Raw genomic sequence first — 20,219 nt, forward strand, 5'->3', positions numbered from 1 at the left:
ACTGACCCGACCGATCAGCGCTTATTGCTCACTTCGACAAGGTTGCCGTCCGGATCCTTGAAATAAACCGAGACGATTGGACCGGTCGCGCCGGCCCGCTCGCCAGGCCCATCTACGATCTCGACCCCTTCCTGCTCGAGATGCGCGAGTATGTCGTTCATCGGCGAATCGGTCAGCAGGCAGAAGTTCCCACTGCCTGGAACGGTGTCGCGGGCGATGCTCGGCGATCGCGTTGCGTCCTGCAGACTGATCTTGTTAGCGCCGAAGTGAAGCGACCATTTGCCCGGACGCTCCTCACGGGGTTCCATGCCCAGCACCCGTGTGTAGTAGTCGCGCGTCGCGGCGACGTCGCGGACGCAAAGTACGATGTGGTCGAGCGCGCGCACCTGCATGGGCTTGATCCTATGCGCGAGTCTTCGCAGCGTCAGGCAGGGCTGCGCCGCCAGCGTCTGACCACCCGGCCGTCAATCAGCAGTAGGCCGATGAAGATGCCGACCATGCCGAAGATGTGGGCGGGCTCGATGGTTTCATTGAGGATGGCAAAGCCGAGGATGATCGCCGACACCGGCGCGAGGAACGTCACCACTGAGAAGTTGGTGGCGCCGATCCTGGGCAGGATGCGGTACATGATCTGGAAAGCGAAGGCGGTCGCCAGGATGCCGATGCCCAAGATCGATGCCCAGCCCTCGATCGTTGCCAGGTGCGGCGTTCCGTGCACCAGGAGGGCGAGGGGAACGGCCGCGATGGTCGCGCCTGTCAGTGCGCAGGCAGCCATCACCGAGGCGTCGATCTTGCCGAGTGAGCGTGTGTAGTTGAGGCTGATCGCGTAGCAGAACGTCGCGAGCAGGCAAGCACCGATCGCCCAGAGCTGCGAGGCACCACCGCCCACGAGCGCCGGCGAGGCCAGCATGGCAACACCGGTGAAACCGGCGAGCACACCAAGGGACTTGTTCCACGTCGCCTTTTCCCCGCCCGGCCAGTAGTGCGAGACGATCACCGTCATGATCGGGGTCATGGCGTTGACGATGGCGGCTACGCCGGCGGCCAGATGCTCCTGGCTCAGCGGGAAGAGGGCGAACGGGATCGTATAGCTGAGGATGCCGAGCACCAGGAAGTGCAGGTATAGCCACTTGTTGGTCGGCAGGCTCTTGCCAAGGACGAGGAAGAAAGCCCAGCAGCCCGCCGCGCCAATGGCGACCCGGCCAGCCGAGACCCAAAGGGGACCGATCTCGCGAATCAGGATGCCGTTGAACAGGAACGACGTTCCCCAGATTGCGCCGAGGAGGATCACCCAGAGCCAGTCGCGCAATGCCATTGTTTGTCTCCCGTCCGAAAGGCGGAAGATACGCCTCCCGCCGGAGCCGGTCGAACCGATTTTGACGATGAGCCTGATGAATTTCCGTGATGGCTGGCCTGGAAGTCTGCCATGCGCAGAAATCGATACCGCAGGCGTTGCAGGCTGCTTAGCTTATCCGGCTTCAACCTTGGAGGAATCGTCTGGTGCACAAGACAATCGTTCTCGCCATCGCCGCCGTGTCGCTCGCCCTGCCGGCCGGGGCTGCCGAAACCCTGGATGAAACGCCGCGGATCGCCGTGATGTCGGCTTTCGCGCCCGAATGGGTGGCGTTGCAGGAGGCGCTTTCGGACCGGGTCGACCACACCCTCAACGGCATCACCTTTGCGACCGGAGCGATCGAAGGCAAGCCCGTGGTCCTGTTCCTGACGGGCGTCAGTATGGTCAACGCCGCCATGACCTCGCAGCTCGCCATCAACCATTTCAACATCGAGAGCATCGTCTTCTCGGGAATTGCCGGCGGCGTCGATCCGTCGCGGCATATCGGAGACGTCATCGTGCCGGCCCAGTGGGGGCAGTATCTCGACGTCATCCTGGCGCGCGAGGTCGACGGCGATTTCGTGCCGCCGCCGTTCCTCGAGGCGCCGCACCCGAACTTCGGGATGATCTTTCCGCAGAATGTCACCGTCGCGAGGGACGGGGCGGAGCCCGAGGACAGGTTCTGGTTCCCGGTCGATGCCGAACTGTTGGCTGTCGCCGAGACGGTTGCTGTCGAACTCGATCTCTCGGACTGTGTTCCCGAGAACCAATGCCTTACGCACGACCCGGGAATATTCGTCGGCGGCAACGGCGTTTCCGGCGCAGCGTTCGTCGACAACGCGGCATTCCGCGAATATGCCTTCGAGACGTTCGAGGCAGAGGTTCTCGATATGGAGAGCGCGGCCGTCGCCCATGTCGCCTATGCCAATGACGTGCCGTTCATCGCGTTCCGCTCGCTCTCCGATCTTGCCGGCGGCGGAGAGGGCGAGAACGAAATGGGTACGTTCATGGGGTTGGCTTCGGCCAACTCGGCGGCGGTGGTGAAGGCGTTCCTGGCCGCGCTGCCTTAGAGCGTTTTCAGCGAAAGTGGACACCACTTCTGCGGTTCGAAAACGCGGAATCCAATGACTTAGAGCACGTTCCGATCCACTCGGAACGTGAAAAGCTCTAGTCCCGGAACCGCGCTACTATCTCAGCCACTGCGGCGTCGGCTTGGGTCGACGCCGTATCGATGACGAGATCGGCGCTGGTCCAGGAGTGGTATTCGCGCTCGACCACTTGCGTCCATGTGGGCTGGACATGACCGGGAATATCGGCCGCCCGCGTCTCGACCCGCCGACGGTGTTCGCCGGGATCGGAGCAGACGATCTCGACTTCGAGGGCGCCCACTCGGGCTTCGGCTGCTACCGCCCGCCAGGCGTCGCGGGTCACGGCAAGAGGATTGACGCTGTCGGCGATGACGGTGGCGCCTGCCCTGAGGCAATCGGCGGCGACCGCAAGAGCGATGGCATAGCCGGCGGTTTCGATCTTTTCCGCTTCGCCCGTACGCAGCAAGGCCTGCTCGATGCTGTCGACGCGGATATGGGCGGCGCGGAGGTGGGAGGCCAGTGCCTTGGCGACGGTTGTCTTGCCGCTACCCGGCAGGCCTCCGAGAATGATCAGCATCAGGGGCGCACCTCGCCGGCGGCAAGTTTGCGCAACGCCTCCGGGTAGAGGCGGTGCTCTTCAACGAGCACCCGGGCTGCGAGGGTTTCCGGCGTATCGTCGGACAGTACCGGCACCTTGGCCTGGAGGATGACCGGCCCTTCGTCCAGCCCGGGCGTGACGAAATGCACGCTGCAACCGTGTTCGGCCACCTTGTCGGCCAAGGCCCGGGCATGCGTGTCGAGCCCGCGATAGAGCGGCAGCAGCGACGGGTGGATGTTGATGATGCGTCCCTGCCAGCGCTCGACGAACCTCGGCGTGAAGATGCGCATGAAGCCGGCAAGGCAGACGATATCGACCTGCCAGGCCTCCAGCACCTGGCCGATCGCATCGTCAAAGGCCTCACGGCTTTCGTAGCTCGACTGCGCCAGGGACTTGGTGGCGATGCCTTCGGCCGCGGCAGTCTCCAGGCCCTTGGCGGCGGCGCGGTTGGAGAAGACACCAACGATCTCGGCAGGGTAGTCCGGGGCCTTGGCCGCCTCGATCAGCGCCGACATATTGGAGCCGCGCCCGGAAATCAGGATCGCGACGCGCTTGCGCCTCATAGGGCGAGGGTTCCGGTGAAGGTCACCGGTTCGCCGGTGCGCCCGGCCAGCGAGCCAACGATTGCCGCGGTCTCTCCGGCGGCCGTCAGGTGCTCGACAAGCCGCTCGGCATCGTCCTCGGCGACGGCGGCCAGCATGCCGACGCCGCAGTTGAAAGTGCGCAGCATCTCGCGCTCGTCCATGCCGCCAACGCGCGCCAGCCAGCCGAACACTCGTGGCACCGCGATCCTGCCGAGGTCGATGTCTGCGGCCAGCTCTTCGGGCAGGACGCGCGGGATATTGTCGATGAAGCCGCCGCCGGTGATGTGGGCGAGGGCCTTGATGCCGATGCCGGCCTTCAGCGCCGACAGGATGGGCCTGACATAGATCCGGGTCGGGGTGAGCAGAGCCTCGGCCAGCGACTGGCCGGGCGCGAACGGCGCCTCCATGTACCAGTCGGCACCGCCGACCTCGATGATCTTGCGGACCAGCGAATAGCCGTTGGAATGGACACCCGACGAGGCGATTGCGACGAGCACGTCACCGGCGGCGACGTCGCGCCGCGGCAGGAGCGACCCGCGCTCGGCGGCGCCGACCGCGAAGCCGGCAAGGTCATAGTCCTTGCCATGATACATGCCGGGCATCTCGGCGGTTTCGCCGCCGATCAGGGCGCAGCCGGCGATGCGGCAGCCCTCGGCGATGCCTTCGACGATCGCGAGTCCCTGCGCCACATCGAGCTGGCCGGTCGCCAGATAGTCGAGAAAGAAGAGAGGTTCTGCGCCTTGGACAACGATGTCGTTGACGCACATGGCCACCAGGTCGATGCCGATAGTGGCGTGGTTGTCGGTGTCGATGGCGATCTTGAGCTTGGTGCCTACACCGTCGTTGGCGGCGACCAGGACCGGATCGGCAAAGCCCGCGGCTTTGAGGTCGAAAAGCCCTCCGAAACCGCCGATCTCGCCGTCGGCGCCCGACCGGCGGGTGGACCTCACCGCCGGCTTGATCGCCTCGACAAGGGCGTTGCCTGCATCGATATCGACCCCTGCCTGCTTGTAGGACAGGCCGTTTGATGGCAGGTTTCGCGCGTCGGACATGTGCTCGAGCCAGTTGGGGATTTGGGCGGCCAACGCGGCGGCGTGCGTCAAGACCGGTGTTGCACTTTCGGGGGCCGACCGCTAACAGCGCTGATAGCCTCTCCACCACAGCGACGCAAGGGTCGGCCGGCCGATGACACTGCGAAATCAAGTGCTGATCTGGATCGCGTTCTTCGTGGTCCTGCTGCTGGTCCTCTGGATATTTCGGGGAATCCTGCTGCCATTCGTCGTCGGCGCGGCGCTTGCCTATCTCCTCAATCCACTGGTCAACCATCTGCAGAAGTGGCGGTTCAACCGAGGTTGGGCGACGGCCGTGGTGCTGCTGGGGGTGGTCGCCATCATTCTCGGCCTCTTCTTCATGCTCGTGCCGCTCGTCGGCCAGCAGGTGGTCGGGCTCGTCCAGCGGCTGCCGGGCTATGCCAGCGATCTGCAGAGCCTGGCGCGCCGCTGGGCCCCGGAGCTCAACGCATGGCTGGGCCCGGAGCAGGCCGCCCGGCTCGAGGCAACGCTCACCGACCTGCTGGGGCGAGGCGTGGGGCTGGTCGGCGCTATTTCTGCGGAGGTTCTGGCCAGCGGCTGGTCGGTCATCAGCGCCATCGGCTTCATCGTCTTCACCCCGGTTGTGGCGTTCTACATGCTGCTCGACTGGGAGAGTATGGTGCGCGGGATCAACAACCTGCTGCCGGTCCAGCAAGCGGAAGAGATCCGCGATATCCTTGCCGAGATCGACAGCTCCATGGCCGGCGTTATTCGCGGGCAGGGCAGCGTGATCCTAATCCTGGCGGTATTCTATTCCACGGCCCTGACCCTGGCGGGCCTCAATTTCGGCTTGGCGATCGGGCTCATAGGGGGCCTCTTCAGCTTCGTGCCGTTCGTTGGTTTCGCCATCGGATTCGTGTTGTCGATGGGGGTCGCGATCGTCCAGTTCTGGCCGAACTGGTGGCTGGTTGCGGTGATCTTTGCTATCTACATGATCGGACAGTTCCTCGAGGGAAACATCCTCTACCCCAAGCTGGTGGGATCGAGCATCAACATCAATCCGGTATGGCTGATGTTCGCGCTCCTGGCGTTCGGGTTTCTGTTCGGCTTCGTCGGGCTGCTGCTGGCCGTGCCGCTGGCGGCGATCGGCGGAGTGCTGGTGCGCTACGGCGTGCGCAAGTACAAGGCAAGTACGCTCTATCTCGGACAGGACGGTGGCGAGGGTGGCGACGAGACTCCAGCCTGATCCCGTGGCCGCGGCTCTGCCGGCCGACCGGCCGCTCGGACCGGACGGGCAGCTTGTCCTCGATTTCGGCCATACGCCGTCACATGCCGAAGACGATTTTATCATAGGCGAGGGCAACCGCCTCGCCTATGAGCGTATCGCGGCTTTTCCGCACTGGCCCGACCCGCTGACCTTGCTGGTCGGTTCGGCCAAGGCGGGAAAATCGCACCTCGCGCGCATCTTTGCCGACCGCAGCGGCGCGGTCACCGCGCCGCCCGAGGCGATCGAGACCATCGCAGCCCGAGGCGGGGCGGAACCGGTCATCGTCGAAGACGTCGACAGGCTTGGCTATGACGAGGATGCCGTCTTCCACCTCCTCAACCAAAGCATGCGTGATCAGCGGCCCCTGCTGCTGACGGCGCGTGAACCGATCGAGAGCTGGCCGTTCCGCACCAACGACGTGCGCTCACGCGCGCGCCGGGCGGTCGCCTTCACGGTGGAGATGACCGACGACATCCAATTGTCACACATGTTCGTGAAATTGTTCGGTGATCGTCAGATCACTGTTGATCCCAAGATCATTGCCTATCTGGTGGCGCGCATGGAACGCTCCACCGAAGAGGCAGTAGCGCTTTGCGGCCTGATGGACCACCTGGCGCTTACCAGAGGAACTGCGATAACCCGCAAGATTGCCGCAGAAGCCCTCGAACGCCGCCGTATCGAACGAGGCGAGGCGCCCGACGACCATCCGGAAAGCGACGACCATGAATGAGATGACCGAGTTCAACGAGGTGGAAACAGGCGCTCCGGATGCCCACGCGTTGCGGCAGAGCCCGGCGCGGTTCGTCAATCGCGAGGTGAGCTGGCTCCAGTTCAACATGCGGGTGCTCGAGGAGGCCGGGAACGAAAACCATCCATTGCTCGAGCGCCTGAGGTTCGTGTCCATTTCGGCCAACAACCTCGACGAGTTCTATATGGTCCGGGTTGCCGGACTGAAAGGGCAGATCCGCGCGGGCCTCGCCAAGCAAAGCGCCGACGGGCTCACACCCAGCGAGCAGATCGAGGAAATCACCACGCTCGCCCAGCACCTGCAGCTCGAGCAGCAGGATCACTGGCAGACGCTGCGTGAGGAACTGTTCGAGCAGAACGTCGTCATCCATGAATCCGATGATCTTTCGGGCGAGCAGGTTGCCTATCTCGAAAAGCTCTTCCGGGAGGAGATCTTTCCGGTCCTGACGCCAATCGCTGTGGACCCGGCCCATCCTTTTCCCTTCATCCCCAATCTCGGCATCGCGCTCGCCTTCGAGCTCAAGCGTCCCAACGGCGATCTGCCGTTGACGGCGCTTGTGCGCATTCCGTCCAACATCGACCGGTTCATCAACCTGCCCTCGGGGCTCGCCTCGGAAGGGCGCAGCGAGGTCGTCACCATCGACACGCTGGTCAAGCTCTTCTTCCACAAGATGTTCCCGGGCCACGAGGTCGTGGGCTCCGGCGCCTTCCGGCTGATCCGCGACAGCGAAATCGAAATCGACGACGAGGCGGCGGACCTTGTGGTCGAATTCGAATCGGCACTGCGCCAGCGCCGGCGAGGCCAGGTCATCCGGCTCGAGATCGAGCAGTCGATGCCGCGGGCCCTGAAACGCCAGATCAGCGAGCAACTCGGCGTGACGGAAGCCGACACCTTCCAGGTCCAGGGGTTCCTTGGATTGGCCGACGCGCGCAACATCTGCGACATTGAACGCCCCGACCTCAAGTTTCCGCCCAATCACGTGCGCTTTCCCGAGCGCATCCGCGACTATAACGGGGACAGCTTCGCGGCGATCCGGGCCAAGGACATTCTTGTCCATCATCCGTTCGAGAGCTTCGACGTGGTGGCGCAGTTCCTGATGCAGGCGGCGCGCGATCCCGACGTCGTCGCCATCAAGCAGACGCTCTATCGCACTTCGCCCGACAGTCCGATCGTCAAGGCACTGATCGTCGCGGCAGAAGCGGGCAAGTCGGTCACCTGTCTCGTCGAGCTCAAGGCGCGCTTCGACGAGGAAGCAAACATCCGCTGGGCGCGCGATCTGGAGCGGGCGGGCGCGCAGGTGGTGTTCGGCTTCATCGAGCTCAAGACGCATGCCAAGCTCAGCCAGGTAGTGCGGCGCGAGAAGGGCAAGCTCGTCAGCTACTGCCATATCGGTACGGGCAACTATCACCCGATCACTGCCAAGATCTATACCGACCTCAGCTATTTCACCATCGACCCTGCGATCACCCGGGACGTGGCGCGGGTGTTCAACTTCATTACGGGCTACGCGCGCCCAACTGAACTCGAAACCATCGCCGTGTCACCGGTCAACCTGCGCCAGACGCTGCTCGATCAGATCCGGCGAGAAGTCGGGTTCGCGCAGCAGGGACAGCCGGCTTGGATCATCTTTAAGATGAACTCACTCGTCGATCCGGAGATCATCGATGCGCTCTACGATGCGAGCAAGGCTGGCGTGCAGATCGACATCATCGCGCGCGGTATTTGCTGTCTGCGGCCGGGTATTCCCGGTTTTTCGGACAATATCCGCGTGAAGTCGGTGGTTGGCCGCTTCCTCGAACACTCGCGGATCTATTGCTTCGGCAATGGTGAGCCGATGCCTTCGCCGCGCGCCACGGTCTACATGTCCTCGGCCGACATCATGCAGCGCAACCTCGACGGGCGCGTCGAGGTCATGGTGCCGATTCTCAACAAGACCGTGCATAAGCAGATTCTGGACAGGATCATCGTTGCATATCTGCGCGACAACCAGCAAAGCTGGGAAGTGTTGCCGGATGGCAGCTCGCACCGGGTGCGCGTCAAGGAGGGGGAGGACCCCTTCAACGCGCATAACTATTTCATGACCAATCCTTCGCTCTCCGGACGGGGCAGCGCGGGTGTGCATGAAGGCGACGAGGGCAGCGAGTGAACCAATACTGGGGCGTCGACGCCGATCCGACCGCGCAGGGCCGTATCAAGGGCGCCAGCCCCGTTGCCGTGCTCGATATCGGTTCGAACTCGGTTCGCCTCGTCGTCTATGAGCGCCATGCCCGATCGTTGACGCCGCTCTACAACGAAAAGGTCGCCTGTGCCCTTGGGCGCGGTATGGCCGCCAACGGACGGCTGGCCGACGAGAATGTCGCGCGGGCGCTGACGGCCATCAAGCGCTTCGCTCTCGTTGCACGGCTCATGCGCACGGGCCAAGTGCATGTCCTGGCGACCTCGGCTGTACGCGACGCGTCCAACCGCGACGCGTTCGTTGAAGCGGTCGAGGCCATCATGGACGTGCGGGTCAATGTGCTCAGCGGCGAGGAGGAAGCTCATTACGCGGCCCTCGGCGTCGTCGCGGGGTATCCCGATTTCATCGGAATGGTCGGCGATCTGGGTGGCGGGAGCCTCGAACTCTCGAGCATCGCCGACGGGTCCGACACCAATGGCGAGACCTATGAGCTGGGCGTGATCCGCCTGCAGGATGACAGCGGTGGCTCACCCACCAGGGCTACCGAGATCGTCAGGAGCCGGCTCAGGAGTGCCTCGCTCAACGCCAATCGGCGCGATGGTACATTCTGCGCCATCGGCGGGACGTGGCGCACCCTCGCCAAGATCCACCAGAACCTGCGCGGCTATCCCCTGCACATGGTTCAGCACTACACTGTGCGGGCGGATGACATGATCAAGCTTTGCAGCGAGATCGTTTCGGCCGGAGGGAGCAACAAGAGCTATCCGGGATCGGAGCATGCCAGTTCCTCGCGCCGTGAACTGGTGCCGTTCGGTGCGGCCGTGCTCGGCGAGGTCCTGAAAGCGGGCAGGTTCGACCGGGTCACGTTTTCCGCGCTCGGAGTGCGCGAAGGCTTTCTCTTCAGCCTGCTCGCCCCGGACGAACAGAGGATCGACCCCCTGCTACAGGGGGCCGAGGAGATGTCGGTGCTGCGCTCGCGTTCCCCGGCACACACGCGCGATCTCATCGAATTCACCGATAAGTTCGTGGCGGCGGCGAGGCTCGAAGAGACGAACGAGCAGATGCGGTTGCGGCGCGTGGCCTGCCTGCTGGCCGATATCGGTTGGCGCGCTCATCCGGACTATCGCGCCGAACAGAGCATCGATTCAGTTGCCTATAGCGCTCTCAACGGCATCGATCATCCCGGCCGGGCATTTCTTTCGGAGGTGCTGGCGGTGCGCTATGTCGGCATCAAGCGCAAGGGCGTTGCTGCGCCGCTGCTCAGCCTTGCCGACAGCGAAGCGAGCGCCAGGGCCAAGCTGATCGGTGCACTCTTTCGTGTAGCCTACCCGATGTCGGCGGCTATGCCGGGGGTACTGCCGCGGGTCGGCTTCCGTGTCGAAGGTGCCACGCTCTGGCTCGACCTGCCGCGCGATCTTGCCTTCCTCGATGGTGAGCATCTGCGGGGGCGGCTCGAGCAGTTCGCCGGTGTCGCCCAGTTCGGGTCTTCGGCTGTCAAAATCGCCTAGCTTTTGTCGCTGCGGAATCTTTACGAACCGGTCCCCATCCTGGATCAGGTCCGGGACACGCTTTTTTCGCATCCCGCCCTGACAGCCGCGATCAGGTGACCAGGGGCTCCACGGGGAACTCGACAATTCCCTTACGGGTCGCCACCAGCCCGATGCGGCCGTGCTTGATGGCAAGTGCCTTCTCGCCGAAAAGCTTGCGCCGCCAGCCGCGCAGCGCCGGCACATCCGCTTCGTCGTCGAGCACCAGCGCATCGATCTCGTCGGAAGTGGCAATGATGCGGGCGGCAACGCCGTGCTCCTCGGCCACGGACTTCAGCAGCACTCGGACGAGATCGCCGACCGCGCCTTTGGGCGATGGGCCGCGATAGCGCTCGGGCAGGGCGGGAAGCTCGTTCTTGGCGAGCGTCTCGACCTCTTTTAGGAGGGTCATCAATTCGGCGGCAGCTGAGCTGCGTCCGAAACCGCGTGGTACGGCGCGCAATTTGTCGAAGGCGTCGGGTGTCTGGGGACGCTGCACGGCCAGCTCATAGAGCACGTCGTCCTTGAAGATGCGGCTGCGCGGCTGGTCGAGCTCCTGTGCCCGGCGCTCCCGCCATTCGGCGAGGCGCTGGAGCGCCGCCAGGTCGCGGGGGCGGTTGATCTTGAGCTTGAGGCGGATCCAAGCCCTTTCCGGCTCGACCACATAGGTGTCGAGCCGGCGAAGGAGCGACAGTTCGTCGTCGACCCATTCGGTGCGGTGCGTGGCTTCCACCTGGTCCTTGAGAGCGCGGTAGATCTCGCGAAGGTAAGTGACGTCGGCGAGGGCGTAGGTGCGCTGTTTTTCCGTCAACGGCCGGGCGGCCCAGTCGGTGAAGCGCGAGGACTTGTCCAGCGATACGTCGGTGATGGCGCGCACCAGGCTGTCGTAGGAGGCGCTGTCTCCATAGCCGCAAACACTGGCCGCGATCTGGGTGTCGTAGATGTTGGCGGGAACCCTGCCGGTCATCTTGACGAAGATTTCGATGTCCTGGCGCGCGGCGTGGAAGACCTTGACGACGTTCGGGTTGTCGAGCAGCACGACGAACGGAGCGAGGTCGAGCGTTGGGGCCAGAGGGTCGATCAGCACCGCTTCGTCGTCGGTCGCCGCCTGGATGAGGCAGAGCTTTGGCCAGTAGGTAGTCTCGCGCAGGAACTCGGTGTCGACAGTCACGAAGTCGAATTTGGCGGCGCGTTGGCAGAATGCCGCCAAGGCCTCGTTCGAAGTAATCAGATCCATACCTACCGTCCCGAAAGTCGAGGTGCCTTTCCTAACAGGTCAGGCGCGCGCACTCCAGAACGGATTCTGGCAATACTGTGGCAGGATGCGGGTCGTGCCCTGCGATCAACATCGCCGGATCGCCTCAACTTGACAATGCGGCGCGCGCATGCGCTTTTCCGCGCCAAACATTCCGGCCCTTCTGGTTCAAACCATGACTTTGCATCGCTACCGCTCGCACACCTGTGCCGCGCTGACCGCCGCCGACGCCGGCACTACCGTCCGGCTCAGCGGCTGGGTCCATCGTATCCGCGACCATGGCGGATTGCTGTTCGTTGACCTGCGTGACCACTACGGGCTCACCCAGTGCGTCGTCGACCCCGATTCGCCGGCTTTCACCGATATGGAGAAGGTGCGGGCCGAGTGGGTTATCCGCGTCGACGGCGAGGTGAAGCCGCGCGCTTCGGATGCGATCAACCCGAACCTTGCAACCGGCGAGATCGAAGTGTTCATCCGCGAGGTCGAGGTGCTCTCGGCGGCCAGAGAGCTGCCATTGCCGGTCTTTGGCGAGCCCGACTACCCCGAGGATGTGCGGCTGCGGTACCGGTTCCTCGACCTCAGGCGCGAGACCTTGCACGCCAACATCGCCAAGCGCAGCAGGATCATCGCCGCGATGCGCCGGCAAATGGCCGAGGTCGGTTTTGCCGAGTACTCGACGCCGATCCTGACGGCATCGTCGCCGGAGGGCGCGCGCGACTTCCTGGTGCCGAGCCGCGTGCACCCGGGAAAGTTCTTCGCGCTGCCACAGGCGCCGCAGCAGTATAAGCAGTTGCTGATGGTTGCCGGTTTCGATCGCTATTTCCAGATCGCGCCGTGCTTTCGCGACGAAGATCCGCGCGCCGACCGATTGCCGGGCGAATTCTACCAACTCGACCTCGAAATGAGCTTCGTGACCCAGGAGGACGTCTGGGACACGATGACGCCGGTGATCACCGACGTATTCGAGGAGTTCGCCGAGGGCCGGCCGGTGACCAGGGAATGGCCACGCATTCCCTATGAGGTGGCGATCCGCAAGTACGGCACCGACAAGCCTGACCTCAGGAACCCAATCGAGATGCAGGCGGTGACCGAGCATTTTGCTGGGTCCGGTTTCAAGGTCTTCGCCAACCTGATTGCCAGCGATCCCAAAACCGAAGTCTGGGCAATTCCAGCCAAGACCGGCGGCTCGCGCGCCTTCTGCGACCGCATGAATGCCTGGGCGCAGCAGCAGGGCCAGCCCGGGTTGGGTTACATCTTCTGGCGCAAGGAAGGCGACGCGCTCGAAGGCGCGGGGCCTGTCGCCAAGAATATAGGATCCGAACGCACGGAGGCCATCCGCGTTCAGCTCGGGCTCGAGGATGGCGACGCGGCGTTCTTCGTCGCCGGCGATCCGGCCAAGTTCTACAAGTTCGCCGGCGAGGCGCGTACGCGGGCGGGCACCGAGCTCGATCTCGTCGACACGGAGCGATTCGAACTCTGCTGGATCGTCGACTTCCCCTTCTACGAGTGGAACGAAGAGGAACGGCGGGTCGATTTTGCCCACAATCCCTTCTCGATGCCCCAGGGTGGCCTCGAAGCGCTACGGACCAACGATCCGCTTTCGATCAAGGCCTTCCAGTACGATGCCGTATGCAATGGCTACGAGATCGCGTCGGGGTCGGTGCGTAACCAGGAGCCCGAGACGATGGTCACGGCCTTCGAGCTGACCGGGCAGTCGCGCGAGGAGGTCGAGGAGCGGTTCGGCGGGCTCTACCGCGCTTTCCAGTATGGCGCGCCGCCGCATGGCGGGGCCGCCTTCGGCATCGACCGCATCGTCATGCTGCTCTGCGGGGCGGAAAACCTGCGCGAGATCACGCTTTTCCCGATGAACCAACAGGCCGAAGACCTGCTGATGGGCGCCCCATCGACGGCGAGCGCAAAGCAGTTGCGCGAGCTGCATATCCGGCTGAACCTGCCCGAGAAGGGCTGAGACCGGCAGCAATAGAAGGCGCCGCAACCCGTTGCGGCGCTTTTTTTATTCGGTAGCGGGCGGATCAGTGCGTCCAGGGAGTCTTGCGATCCGAGCGGAAATTGTCGGGATAGGAGACGCGCTTGGGGGTTGGCACATGCGCGGCCTGGACCGTGTAGGGGATGCCGCTGCGCTGCGCATAGGCCTCGGCCGCCTCGAGGGACGCAAAGGACAGGCGCACCTGCTGGTGCATATCGGTCGAGGAGGTGTAGCCCATCAGGGGTTCGATGGTGCGCGGCACCTCGGGCTCGAACACCAGGATCCATTGCTTCGACTTGCCCTTGCCTGACTGCATGGCGTTAGGGGCGGGGCGGTAGATGCGGGCGGTCATTTCGGCGTTCTTCCTCAACACCTGTGCTGGATCGGCCATCGGCCGGTCACGTAGCTGGTCTTTGACGATGGTCGGGGCAGAGTGATTCGAACACTCGACCCCCGGTTCCCAAAACCGGTGCTCTACCAGGCTGAGCTATACCCCGAAAATCGCCTCATCCCGTTACAAGGTTCGCCTGAAAAGGGCAAGTGCGACGCGGGTGGCAGCCGCGGCTCGACGTTTGCACCAATAGCGCGGTACGCTAACGGCCGGGTAACGCCAGGGGCGCAACTTGTTGCGGGGGCATGCGAGTTGGCCGTGCTCTCGCCAAACTATTGAATGCAATGTCTCCACGGGAGAAGCAACGAGCCGTGGCAGGTTCGTGCGTAGATCGGGAAGTCCATGACGCATTTTAGGCCGCCGCAAGGGCGGGACGAGACATTTCACCCGCGGCCGGTGGACACCATCGTGCCGGCGAGGCCTCTTGCAGCAAGTGGAGTGTCCAAGACGTTTTTCGACCTCACCCAGCCCTGGCCGCTGGGACTGAGCCGCGCGTCCTGGCCGGCGCATGTCAAGGCGGTCGTGCTGGCGCTTTTTGCCGTCGTCTGGTTCGACGTGTGGATCTCGCAGAGCGCCATGGCCTTGCCGGAGGTATGGCGAGCGCCATTCTTCTTCATCACCGATTTCGGCCTGTCTGACTGGGTGCTGATCCCGGCGCTGGTCCTCCTCGTTGCGGCGTTGGCGATCATGCTGCCGTTGCGGCGGGGGCGCTATCGGCGGGCGTTCTACGAATTCGTGCTGCTCTCGGGTTATCTGTTCATCGGCGTGGGGGCTCCGGGGCTGGCGGCAAATATCATGAAGCGCCTCATCGGGCGCGGTAGGCCGGTGGTCTATGACGAGGTCGGGGGATTCGAGTTCCAGCGTGTCGTCAACGACTGGACCTTCCAGAGCTTCCCGTCGGGCCACGCGACGACCTCGCTCGCCATCGCTTTCGTCATTGGCTTCATGGCGCCGCGTTTCTTTTGGATCCTGCTGCTCATCGCCGCCGCCGCGGCGCTTTCGCGGGTGCCTGTCGGCATGCACTATCCGACCGACGTCGTCGCCGGCTTCGTGGTGGGCACTCTCGGGGCTTACCTCGTTCGCAACGAATTCGCGCGGCGCCGGTGGCTCTTCAAGCGGCACGCGGATGGCACGGTGCATTTCCGTGGATTGCCGGGGCTGAGGCGCTTGTGGCGGGGCTGGCGGCGAAAGAGGAACGAATCGCTGGTGGCGTAACGATCTCTATCGGCCGAGCGCGTTCATTGCTGAAGCTCCCGGAGCCTCTGGCGCAATACCAGAGTCAGCGTGCTGCCGCGTAGCGCTTTAGAGCGTTGGCCAGATCAGCCTTCAGATCCTCGATGCCTTCCAAGCCTATGTGCAACCGGATGAGGTTGCCCTCCTGCGCCCAGGCAACGGCCGTGCGTGTGCGCTCCGGTTTGACGGGTACACAAAGGCTTTCGTAGCCGCCCCAGGAAAAGCCCATGGAAAAGAGCTCGAGATGATCGAGGAAAGCGGCGAGGCTGGCGCGCGGGGCGGGTTTGAGAAGTACGCTGAAAAGGCTGCCCGACCCGGTGAAATCGCGTTTCCAGACGGCGTGGTCGGGATGGCTCTCAAGAGCGGGGTGAAGGACGCGCTCGACCTCGGATTGTCCTTCTAGCCAGCGGGCGATGTCGAGAGCGCGACGCTGATGCTCGGCCATGCGGATGGCCAGCGTGCGCAGTCCTCGGGCGACAAGGAAAGCTTCGTCACCGGAGGTGAAGAAGCCGAGCAGCCGTCTCGTCTTGTCGATCGCAGCCCAAGCCGATTCGACTGACGAAACCGTGCCGGCAAAGGCGTCGGAATGTCCGACGAACATCTTCGTGCCGGCATGAACGACGATGTCGGCGCCAAGCATCAGAGGACGGTAGAAGAGGGGGCTCGCCCAGCTGTTGTCGACGATCACCTTGGCGCCGCGGGCATGAGCGGCTTGCGCGATGGCGGGCAGATCCTGAACCTCGAACGTGCCTGAGCCGGGGCTTTCGACGAAGACGGCCTTGGTGTTGTCGGTGATGAGTTCGGCGATACTCGCGCCGATGCGCGGGTCATAGTAGCGCGCACCGATGCCCATGCGCTTGAGAAACCCTTCAGCGAAGTTGCGCGTCGGCTCATAGGCGCTGTCGGTGATGAGAATCTCGTCGCCGGTATCGAGACAGCTCAGTATCGCAATCGTGACCGCGGACAGCCCCGATGGAGCAAGGAGCGTGCGATGAGCGCTTTCCAGCTGCGTTACGACCGTCTCGACCTGGGCAGTGGTCGGATTGCCCGCGCGTCCGTAGAGGAAGCGCTGCTGCTGGCTTTCCAGGTCGTCGAGCGTTTTGAACAGAATCGTCGACCCGCGATAGACCGGGGTGTTGACGAAGCCGAACTGCTCATCAGGTACCCGCCCGTGGTGGGCGAGCATGGTTTCCACAGAGTATTCGAGATCGCTCCCGGGCGGCCTTGCGCTCATCCTAACGTCCTTGCACAAAATCAATTCACTTCCATACTACGCCTAAAAAAGCGACAGCGCTGCTGGCCAAAGCCGCTTTCTGCCCTTGACGACAGTGCCATAAGCCGCTTCGATGCTTAGCAGCATCCGATCGCCAGACAAAGGCGGCGATGCGTCCGGGTCGCACCAACAATGACGTGCGCCCGGCCTTCAGGGTCAGGAAACAAAAAAGGCAATAAGATGCAAAATAAAGTCCTTACGATCGCGCTGTCGGCCGCACTCGGCCTGACGGCCACGGCTGCGCAGGCCGCAACGCTCGATGACGTAAAGGCGAAAGGCTATATCCAGTGTGGCGTGACTGGGGGCGTTCCCGGGTTCTCGGCGCCGGATGCCAACAACGTCTGGGCCGGCCTCGAGGTCGACTTCTGCCGCGCTGTGGCCGCCGCGATCTTCGATGATCCGGATGCCGTGCGCTACACACCGCTGACTTCGCAGGAGCGCTTTGCGGCGCTTTCCGCCGGTGAGATCGACATTCTTTCGCGCACGACGACCTGGACCATGAGCCGCGACACGGACCTCGGCATCACGTTCGTGGGTACCATGTATTATGACGGCCAGGGGTTCATGGTCCGCGAAGCCGACGGTATCGCCTCGGCCCTCGACCTGTCGGGTGCCGCCGTGTGCATCGAATCGGGCACGACGACCGAACTCAATGCCGCCGACTACTTCGCGGCCAACGGTATGGAGTTCACGCCTGTCGTCTTCACCGACCAGGACGAAGTGGTCAAGGCGTTCGAGGATGGACGCTGCGACGTCTACACCACCGATTCCTCTGCGCTCGCGGCTGAACGCTCCAAGTTCGCCAATCCTGACGAGTATATCATCCTGCCCGAGATCATCTCCAAGGAGCCCCTAGGTCCCGTGGTGCGCCAGGGCGACGAGCAGTGGTTCAAGATCAACCGCTGGGCCTATTACGCGCTGTTGGAAGCAGAGGAACTTGGCGTCACCCAGGCTAATGTGGACGAGATGCTGGGCTCCGACAATCCGGCCGTGAAGCGCCTGCTCGGCGTCGAAGGCGAGTTCGGCACGCCGATCGGGCTGACAAACGACTGGGCCTACAGGATCGTCAAGCATATCGGCAACTACGGCGAATCCTATGAACGCCATGTTGGGCCGGAAACCGACATCGGTCTCGAGCGCGGCCTCAACGCGTTGTGGACCGACGGCGGTCTGCAATACGCGATGCCGATCCGCTAAGGAAATCAAGGTCTGGCGCCCTCGAAACGGCGCCAGACCCGCTTTGCTGGCATCTTTCGTGACACATTGGGAATGGGTCAGGTCTACTGGCATCTTGGCGCTGCCGGGCAGCGCCGAGGCCGGTATGGTCGATTCGTTCCATGTGTCGGGCCGGCAAGTGCGTGGCCGTTTCCGCTGAGAGGACCTTTCGCCATGGCCGTTCAAGGCAATACCCGTGACGCCCCGCCAAGAGTGGCGTTCTATAACGATCCAGTCATTCGCGGGATTATTTATCAGCTCGTCGTCGCGGCACTTGTCATCGCATTCTTCGCCTGGATCATCCTCAATACTGCGCAGAACCTGGCAGCTCAGAACAAGTCGACTGGCTTCGACTTCCTCTTCCAGACCTCGGGCTTTGGCATCAGCTTCACGCTGATCCCGTTCGACCGCAGCTCATACTATTGGGAGGCTTTTCTCGTCGGCCTGCTCAACACCCTGCTGGTCGCCGCCATCGGCATAGTCTTCGCGACGGTACTCGGCTTTATCATCGGTATCGCGCGGCTCTCCTCGAACTGGCTGATCTCGCGTATGGCGACCGTTTACGTCGAGGTGGTCCGGAACATCCCGCTGCTCCTGCAGCTCTTCTTCTGGTATTTTGCGGTGTTGAAGGCCATGCCCGCGGTACGCGAAAGCCTGGCGCTGCCCCTGGGCGTGTTTATCAATCAGCGCGGTCTTTACGTGCCAAAGCCCGTTCCGGACGCGCAGTTCGGATGGATCTACCTCGCCGTGGCGCTCGCCATCGCCGCGTCAGTCGCAGTCTCGATATGGGCGCGGCGAAGGTTGGAGGCCACCGGGCAGCGTTTCCCGGTCGTCCTGGTCAACCTGGGCATCTTTCTGGTTGTCGTCCTACTTGGTTTCGTCCTCAGCGGCGCCAGCGTCGCTTTCGAAATGCCGGAGCTCCAGCGATTCAACTTCCGTGGTGGCTTGGAGCTGGTACCCGAGTTCGTAGCGCTGGCCTTCGGCCTGTCGATCTATACCGCGGCTTTCATCGCCGAGAATGTGCGCAGCGGCATACAGGCGGTCAACAGGGGGCAGACAGAAGCGGCCCAATCGCTGGGTTTGCGCGAAGGTGACAGGCTGCGTCTCGTCATCGTGCCGCAGGCCATGCGGGTCATCATCCCGCCACTGACCAGCCAATATCTCAACCTGACCAAGAATTCGTCGCTCGGAGCCGCTATCGGCTACCCCGAACTGGTCAACGTGTTCATGGGTACAACGCTCAACCAGACCGGTAAGGCTATCGAGGTGATCGCCATTACCATGGCGGTCTATCTGACGCTCTCGCTGTCGACCTCGGCCTTCATGAACTGGTACAACGCCCGCGTTGCGCTGGTCGAACGCTAGGAGACTGGCCATGTCACTCACTTACGTTCGCGAGCAAATGGTGCCGGCTCAGCCGCCACCCGTGAGCACCGCCGGCGTCGTCGGATGGATGCGCAAGAACCTCTTTGCCACGCCGTTCGACACAATCATGACGATCATCGGCATTGCTTTCCTGATCTGGGCGGTGCCGCCGATCTACGGCTTCATTGCCCCGAACTTTCTCGGAGGGGACGCGGTGGCGCCCGGGGGCACGGTCGAAGACTGCCGCGCGGCGGGTGCGGGAGCGTGCTGGGCCTATATCTCGGCCCGCATGTCCTTCTTCATCTACGGCTTCTATCCACCGGCCGAGTACTGGCGCCCAAATCTCGTCTTCTTCCTGGGCGCTGTGCTGATCGTGCCGCTCCTGTGGCCGGCGGCACCCTTCAAGCGCACCAACGCGGTGCTCTTCTTCGTCGTCTATCCGGTCGTCTGCTATTACCTGCTCAACGGTGGGGTGTTCGGGATGCGGCGGGTGCCGACCGAGCAGTGGGGTGGCTTGCTGGTCACCCTCATCATCTCGCTGGTCGGGATCATCTGCTCAATCCCGATCGGCATATTGCTGGCGCTTGGGCGGCAATCGAAACTGCCGATTATTCGCACGCTTTCGGTGATGTTCATCGAGCTCTGGCGCGCGGTGCCGCTGATCACCGTGCTGTTCATGGCATCCATCATGCTGCCGCTGTTCATGCCGCAGGGTACGACCGTCGACAAGCTGCTGCGAGCGCTCGTGGGCGTGACGCTGTTCTCGTCGGCTTATCTGGCCGAAGTGGTGCGTGGAGGGCTGCAGGCTCTGCCGCGTGGGCAGTATGAAGCTGCGAGTTCGCTCGGCCTCAGCTATTGGAAGTCGATGGCGTTCATCATCCTGCCCCAGGCGCTCAAGCACGTCATTCCCGGTATCGTCAACAGCTTCATCGCGCTGTTCAAGGACACGTCGCTTGTCTCGATCGTGGGGATTTTCGACCTGCTCAATACGGTGCAAGCGGCAAGTTCGGACATCAACTGGTCCTCACCAACCCAGGCGGTGACTGGCTATCTCTTTGCTGCATTCATGTTCTGGATTTTCTGTTTTGCCATGTCCCGCTACTCCATCTGGATGGAGCGGCGCCTGGACACGGGTCACAAGGGGTAACG

18 protein-coding genes and 1 tRNA gene are annotated in these 20,219 nt (G+C 63.2%); 10 read left to right on the top strand and 9 right to left on the bottom strand.

Annotated elements, in window-relative coordinates; genetic code table 11:
• Window positions 1-14: 14 nt before the first annotated feature.
• Window positions 15-392 (bottom strand): VOC family protein, encoded by a 378-nt coding sequence (locus QQK18_RS24680; RefSeq protein ID WP_284343056.1) that lies wholly within the window; start codon window positions 390-392, stop codon window positions 15-17.
• A gap of 32 nt (window positions 393-424) precedes the next feature.
• Complete coding sequence (locus tag QQK18_RS24685) at window positions 425-1,315, bottom strand: DMT family transporter (RefSeq protein WP_284343057.1); 891 nt, start codon at window positions 1,313-1,315, stop codon at window positions 425-427.
• 185 nt (window positions 1,316-1,500) lie between these two features.
• On the opposite strand from QQK18_RS24685, the gene QQK18_RS24690 reads away from it, so the two are divergent.
• Complete coding sequence (locus QQK18_RS24690) at window positions 1,501-2,403, top strand: 5'-methylthioadenosine/S-adenosylhomocysteine nucleosidase (protein ID WP_284343058.1); 903 nt, start codon at window positions 1,501-1,503, stop codon at window positions 2,401-2,403.
• Window positions 2,404-2,500: 97 nt separating this feature from the next.
• Here the strand turns inward: QQK18_RS24690 and QQK18_RS24695 are convergent, their stop codons facing one another.
• Genes QQK18_RS24695 through purM form a run of 3 tightly spaced genes read right to left on the bottom strand, consistent with a single transcriptional unit; the run spans window position 2,501 to window position 4,655 of the window.
• Window positions 2,501-2,998 carry a P-loop nucleotide/nucleoside kinase family protein gene (locus QQK18_RS24695; protein ID WP_284343059.1) on the bottom strand — a complete coding sequence of 166 codons (498 nt, stop codon included), beginning with the start codon at window positions 2,996-2,998 and terminating at the stop codon, window positions 2,501-2,503.
• Window positions 2,998-3,582, bottom strand: coding sequence for a phosphoribosylglycinamide formyltransferase (gene purN / locus QQK18_RS24700; RefSeq protein WP_284343060.1), 585 nt, complete (start codon window positions 3,580-3,582; stop codon window positions 2,998-3,000). Before purN ends, QQK18_RS24695 begins: the two co-directional genes overlap by 1 nt.
• Window positions 3,579-4,655 carry a phosphoribosylformylglycinamidine cyclo-ligase gene (gene purM, locus QQK18_RS24705; protein WP_284343317.1) on the bottom strand — a complete coding sequence of 359 codons (1,077 nt, stop codon included), beginning with the start codon at window positions 4,653-4,655 and terminating at the stop codon, window positions 3,579-3,581. The genes purN and purM overlap by 4 nt, the downstream gene beginning before the upstream one ends.
• 133 nt (window positions 4,656-4,788) lie before the next feature.
• Here purM and QQK18_RS24710 point away from each other — a divergent pair, with 133 nt between their 5' ends.
• Genes QQK18_RS24710 through QQK18_RS24725 form a run of 4 tightly spaced genes read left to right on the top strand, consistent with a single transcriptional unit; the run spans window position 4,789 to window position 10,333 of the window.
• On the top strand, window positions 4,789-5,880 hold the full coding sequence (locus QQK18_RS24710; protein ID WP_284343061.1) for an AI-2E family transporter: 1,092 nt from the start codon (window positions 4,789-4,791) through the stop codon (window positions 5,878-5,880).
• The gene (locus tag QQK18_RS24715) at window positions 5,858-6,631 is read left to right on the top strand and encodes a P-loop NTPase family protein (protein WP_284343062.1); all 774 of its coding nucleotides are present in this window, start codon (window positions 5,858-5,860) and stop codon (window positions 6,629-6,631) included. The genes QQK18_RS24710 and QQK18_RS24715 overlap by 23 nt, the downstream gene beginning before the upstream one ends.
• A complete protein-coding gene (locus QQK18_RS24720; protein WP_284343063.1) occupies window positions 6,624-8,795 on the top strand; it encodes an RNA degradosome polyphosphate kinase in 2,172 nt (723 codons plus the stop codon). The genes QQK18_RS24715 and QQK18_RS24720 overlap by 8 nt, the downstream gene beginning before the upstream one ends.
• Window positions 8,792-10,333 (top strand): Ppx/GppA phosphatase family protein, encoded by a 1,542-nt coding sequence (locus QQK18_RS24725; RefSeq protein WP_284343064.1) that lies wholly within the window; start codon window positions 8,792-8,794, stop codon window positions 10,331-10,333. The genes QQK18_RS24720 and QQK18_RS24725 overlap by 4 nt, the downstream gene beginning before the upstream one ends.
• A gap of 91 nt (window positions 10,334-10,424) precedes the next feature.
• On the opposite strand, the gene rnd is transcribed toward QQK18_RS24725, so the two are convergent.
• A complete protein-coding gene (gene rnd, locus QQK18_RS24730; protein WP_284343065.1) occupies window positions 10,425-11,588 on the bottom strand; it encodes a ribonuclease D in 1,164 nt (387 codons plus the stop codon).
• A gap of 199 nt (window positions 11,589-11,787) precedes the next feature.
• Between rnd and aspS the strand changes: the two genes are divergently transcribed.
• Window positions 11,788-13,575, top strand: coding sequence for an aspartate--tRNA ligase (gene aspS, locus QQK18_RS24735; protein WP_284343318.1), 1,788 nt, complete (start codon window positions 11,788-11,790; stop codon window positions 13,573-13,575).
• Between the two features lie 64 nt (window positions 13,576-13,639).
• Here aspS and QQK18_RS24740 read toward each other — a convergent pair whose 3' ends face one another.
• A complete protein-coding gene (locus QQK18_RS24740; protein ID WP_284343319.1) occupies window positions 13,640-13,945 on the bottom strand; it encodes an ETC complex I subunit in 306 nt (101 codons plus the stop codon).
• A gap of 68 nt (window positions 13,946-14,013) precedes the next feature.
• Window positions 14,014-14,090, bottom strand: a tRNA-Pro gene (locus QQK18_RS24745).
• A 332-nt stretch (window positions 14,091-14,422) separates the two neighbouring features.
• Here QQK18_RS24745 and QQK18_RS24750 point away from each other — a divergent pair.
• A complete protein-coding gene (locus QQK18_RS24750; RefSeq protein ID WP_284343066.1) occupies window positions 14,423-15,199 on the top strand; it encodes a phosphatase PAP2 family protein in 777 nt (258 codons plus the stop codon).
• A 64-nt stretch (window positions 15,200-15,263) separates the two neighbouring features.
• Here QQK18_RS24750 and metC read toward each other — a convergent pair whose 3' ends face one another.
• Window positions 15,264-16,451, bottom strand: coding sequence for a cystathionine beta-lyase (gene metC, locus QQK18_RS24755; RefSeq protein WP_284343067.1), 1,188 nt, complete (start codon window positions 16,449-16,451; stop codon window positions 15,264-15,266).
• Between the two features lie 219 nt (window positions 16,452-16,670).
• Between metC and QQK18_RS24760 the strand changes: the two genes are divergently transcribed.
• The 3 genes from QQK18_RS24760 to QQK18_RS24770 all read left to right on the top strand — a co-directional run bounded on the left by QQK18_RS24760 (window position 16,671) and on the right by QQK18_RS24770 (window position 20,217).
• Entirely contained in the window at window positions 16,671-17,687 is a 1,017-nt protein-coding gene (locus QQK18_RS24760) for an amino acid ABC transporter substrate-binding protein (RefSeq protein ID WP_284343068.1), read from the top strand.
• Between the two features lie 192 nt (window positions 17,688-17,879).
• Window positions 17,880-19,070 carry an amino acid ABC transporter permease gene (locus QQK18_RS24765; protein ID WP_284343069.1) on the top strand — a complete coding sequence of 397 codons (1,191 nt, stop codon included), beginning with the start codon at window positions 17,880-17,882 and terminating at the stop codon, window positions 19,068-19,070.
• A gap of 10 nt (window positions 19,071-19,080) precedes the next feature.
• Window positions 19,081-20,217 (top strand): amino acid ABC transporter permease, encoded by a 1,137-nt coding sequence (locus tag QQK18_RS24770; RefSeq protein WP_284343070.1) that lies wholly within the window; start codon window positions 19,081-19,083, stop codon window positions 20,215-20,217.
• Window positions 20,218-20,219 lie beyond the last annotated feature (2 nt).

The sequence above is a fragment of the Devosia nitrariae genome (assembly GCF_030160115.1).
Taxonomy (GTDB): domain Bacteria; phylum Pseudomonadota; class Alphaproteobacteria; order Rhizobiales; family Devosiaceae; genus Devosia; species Devosia nitrariae.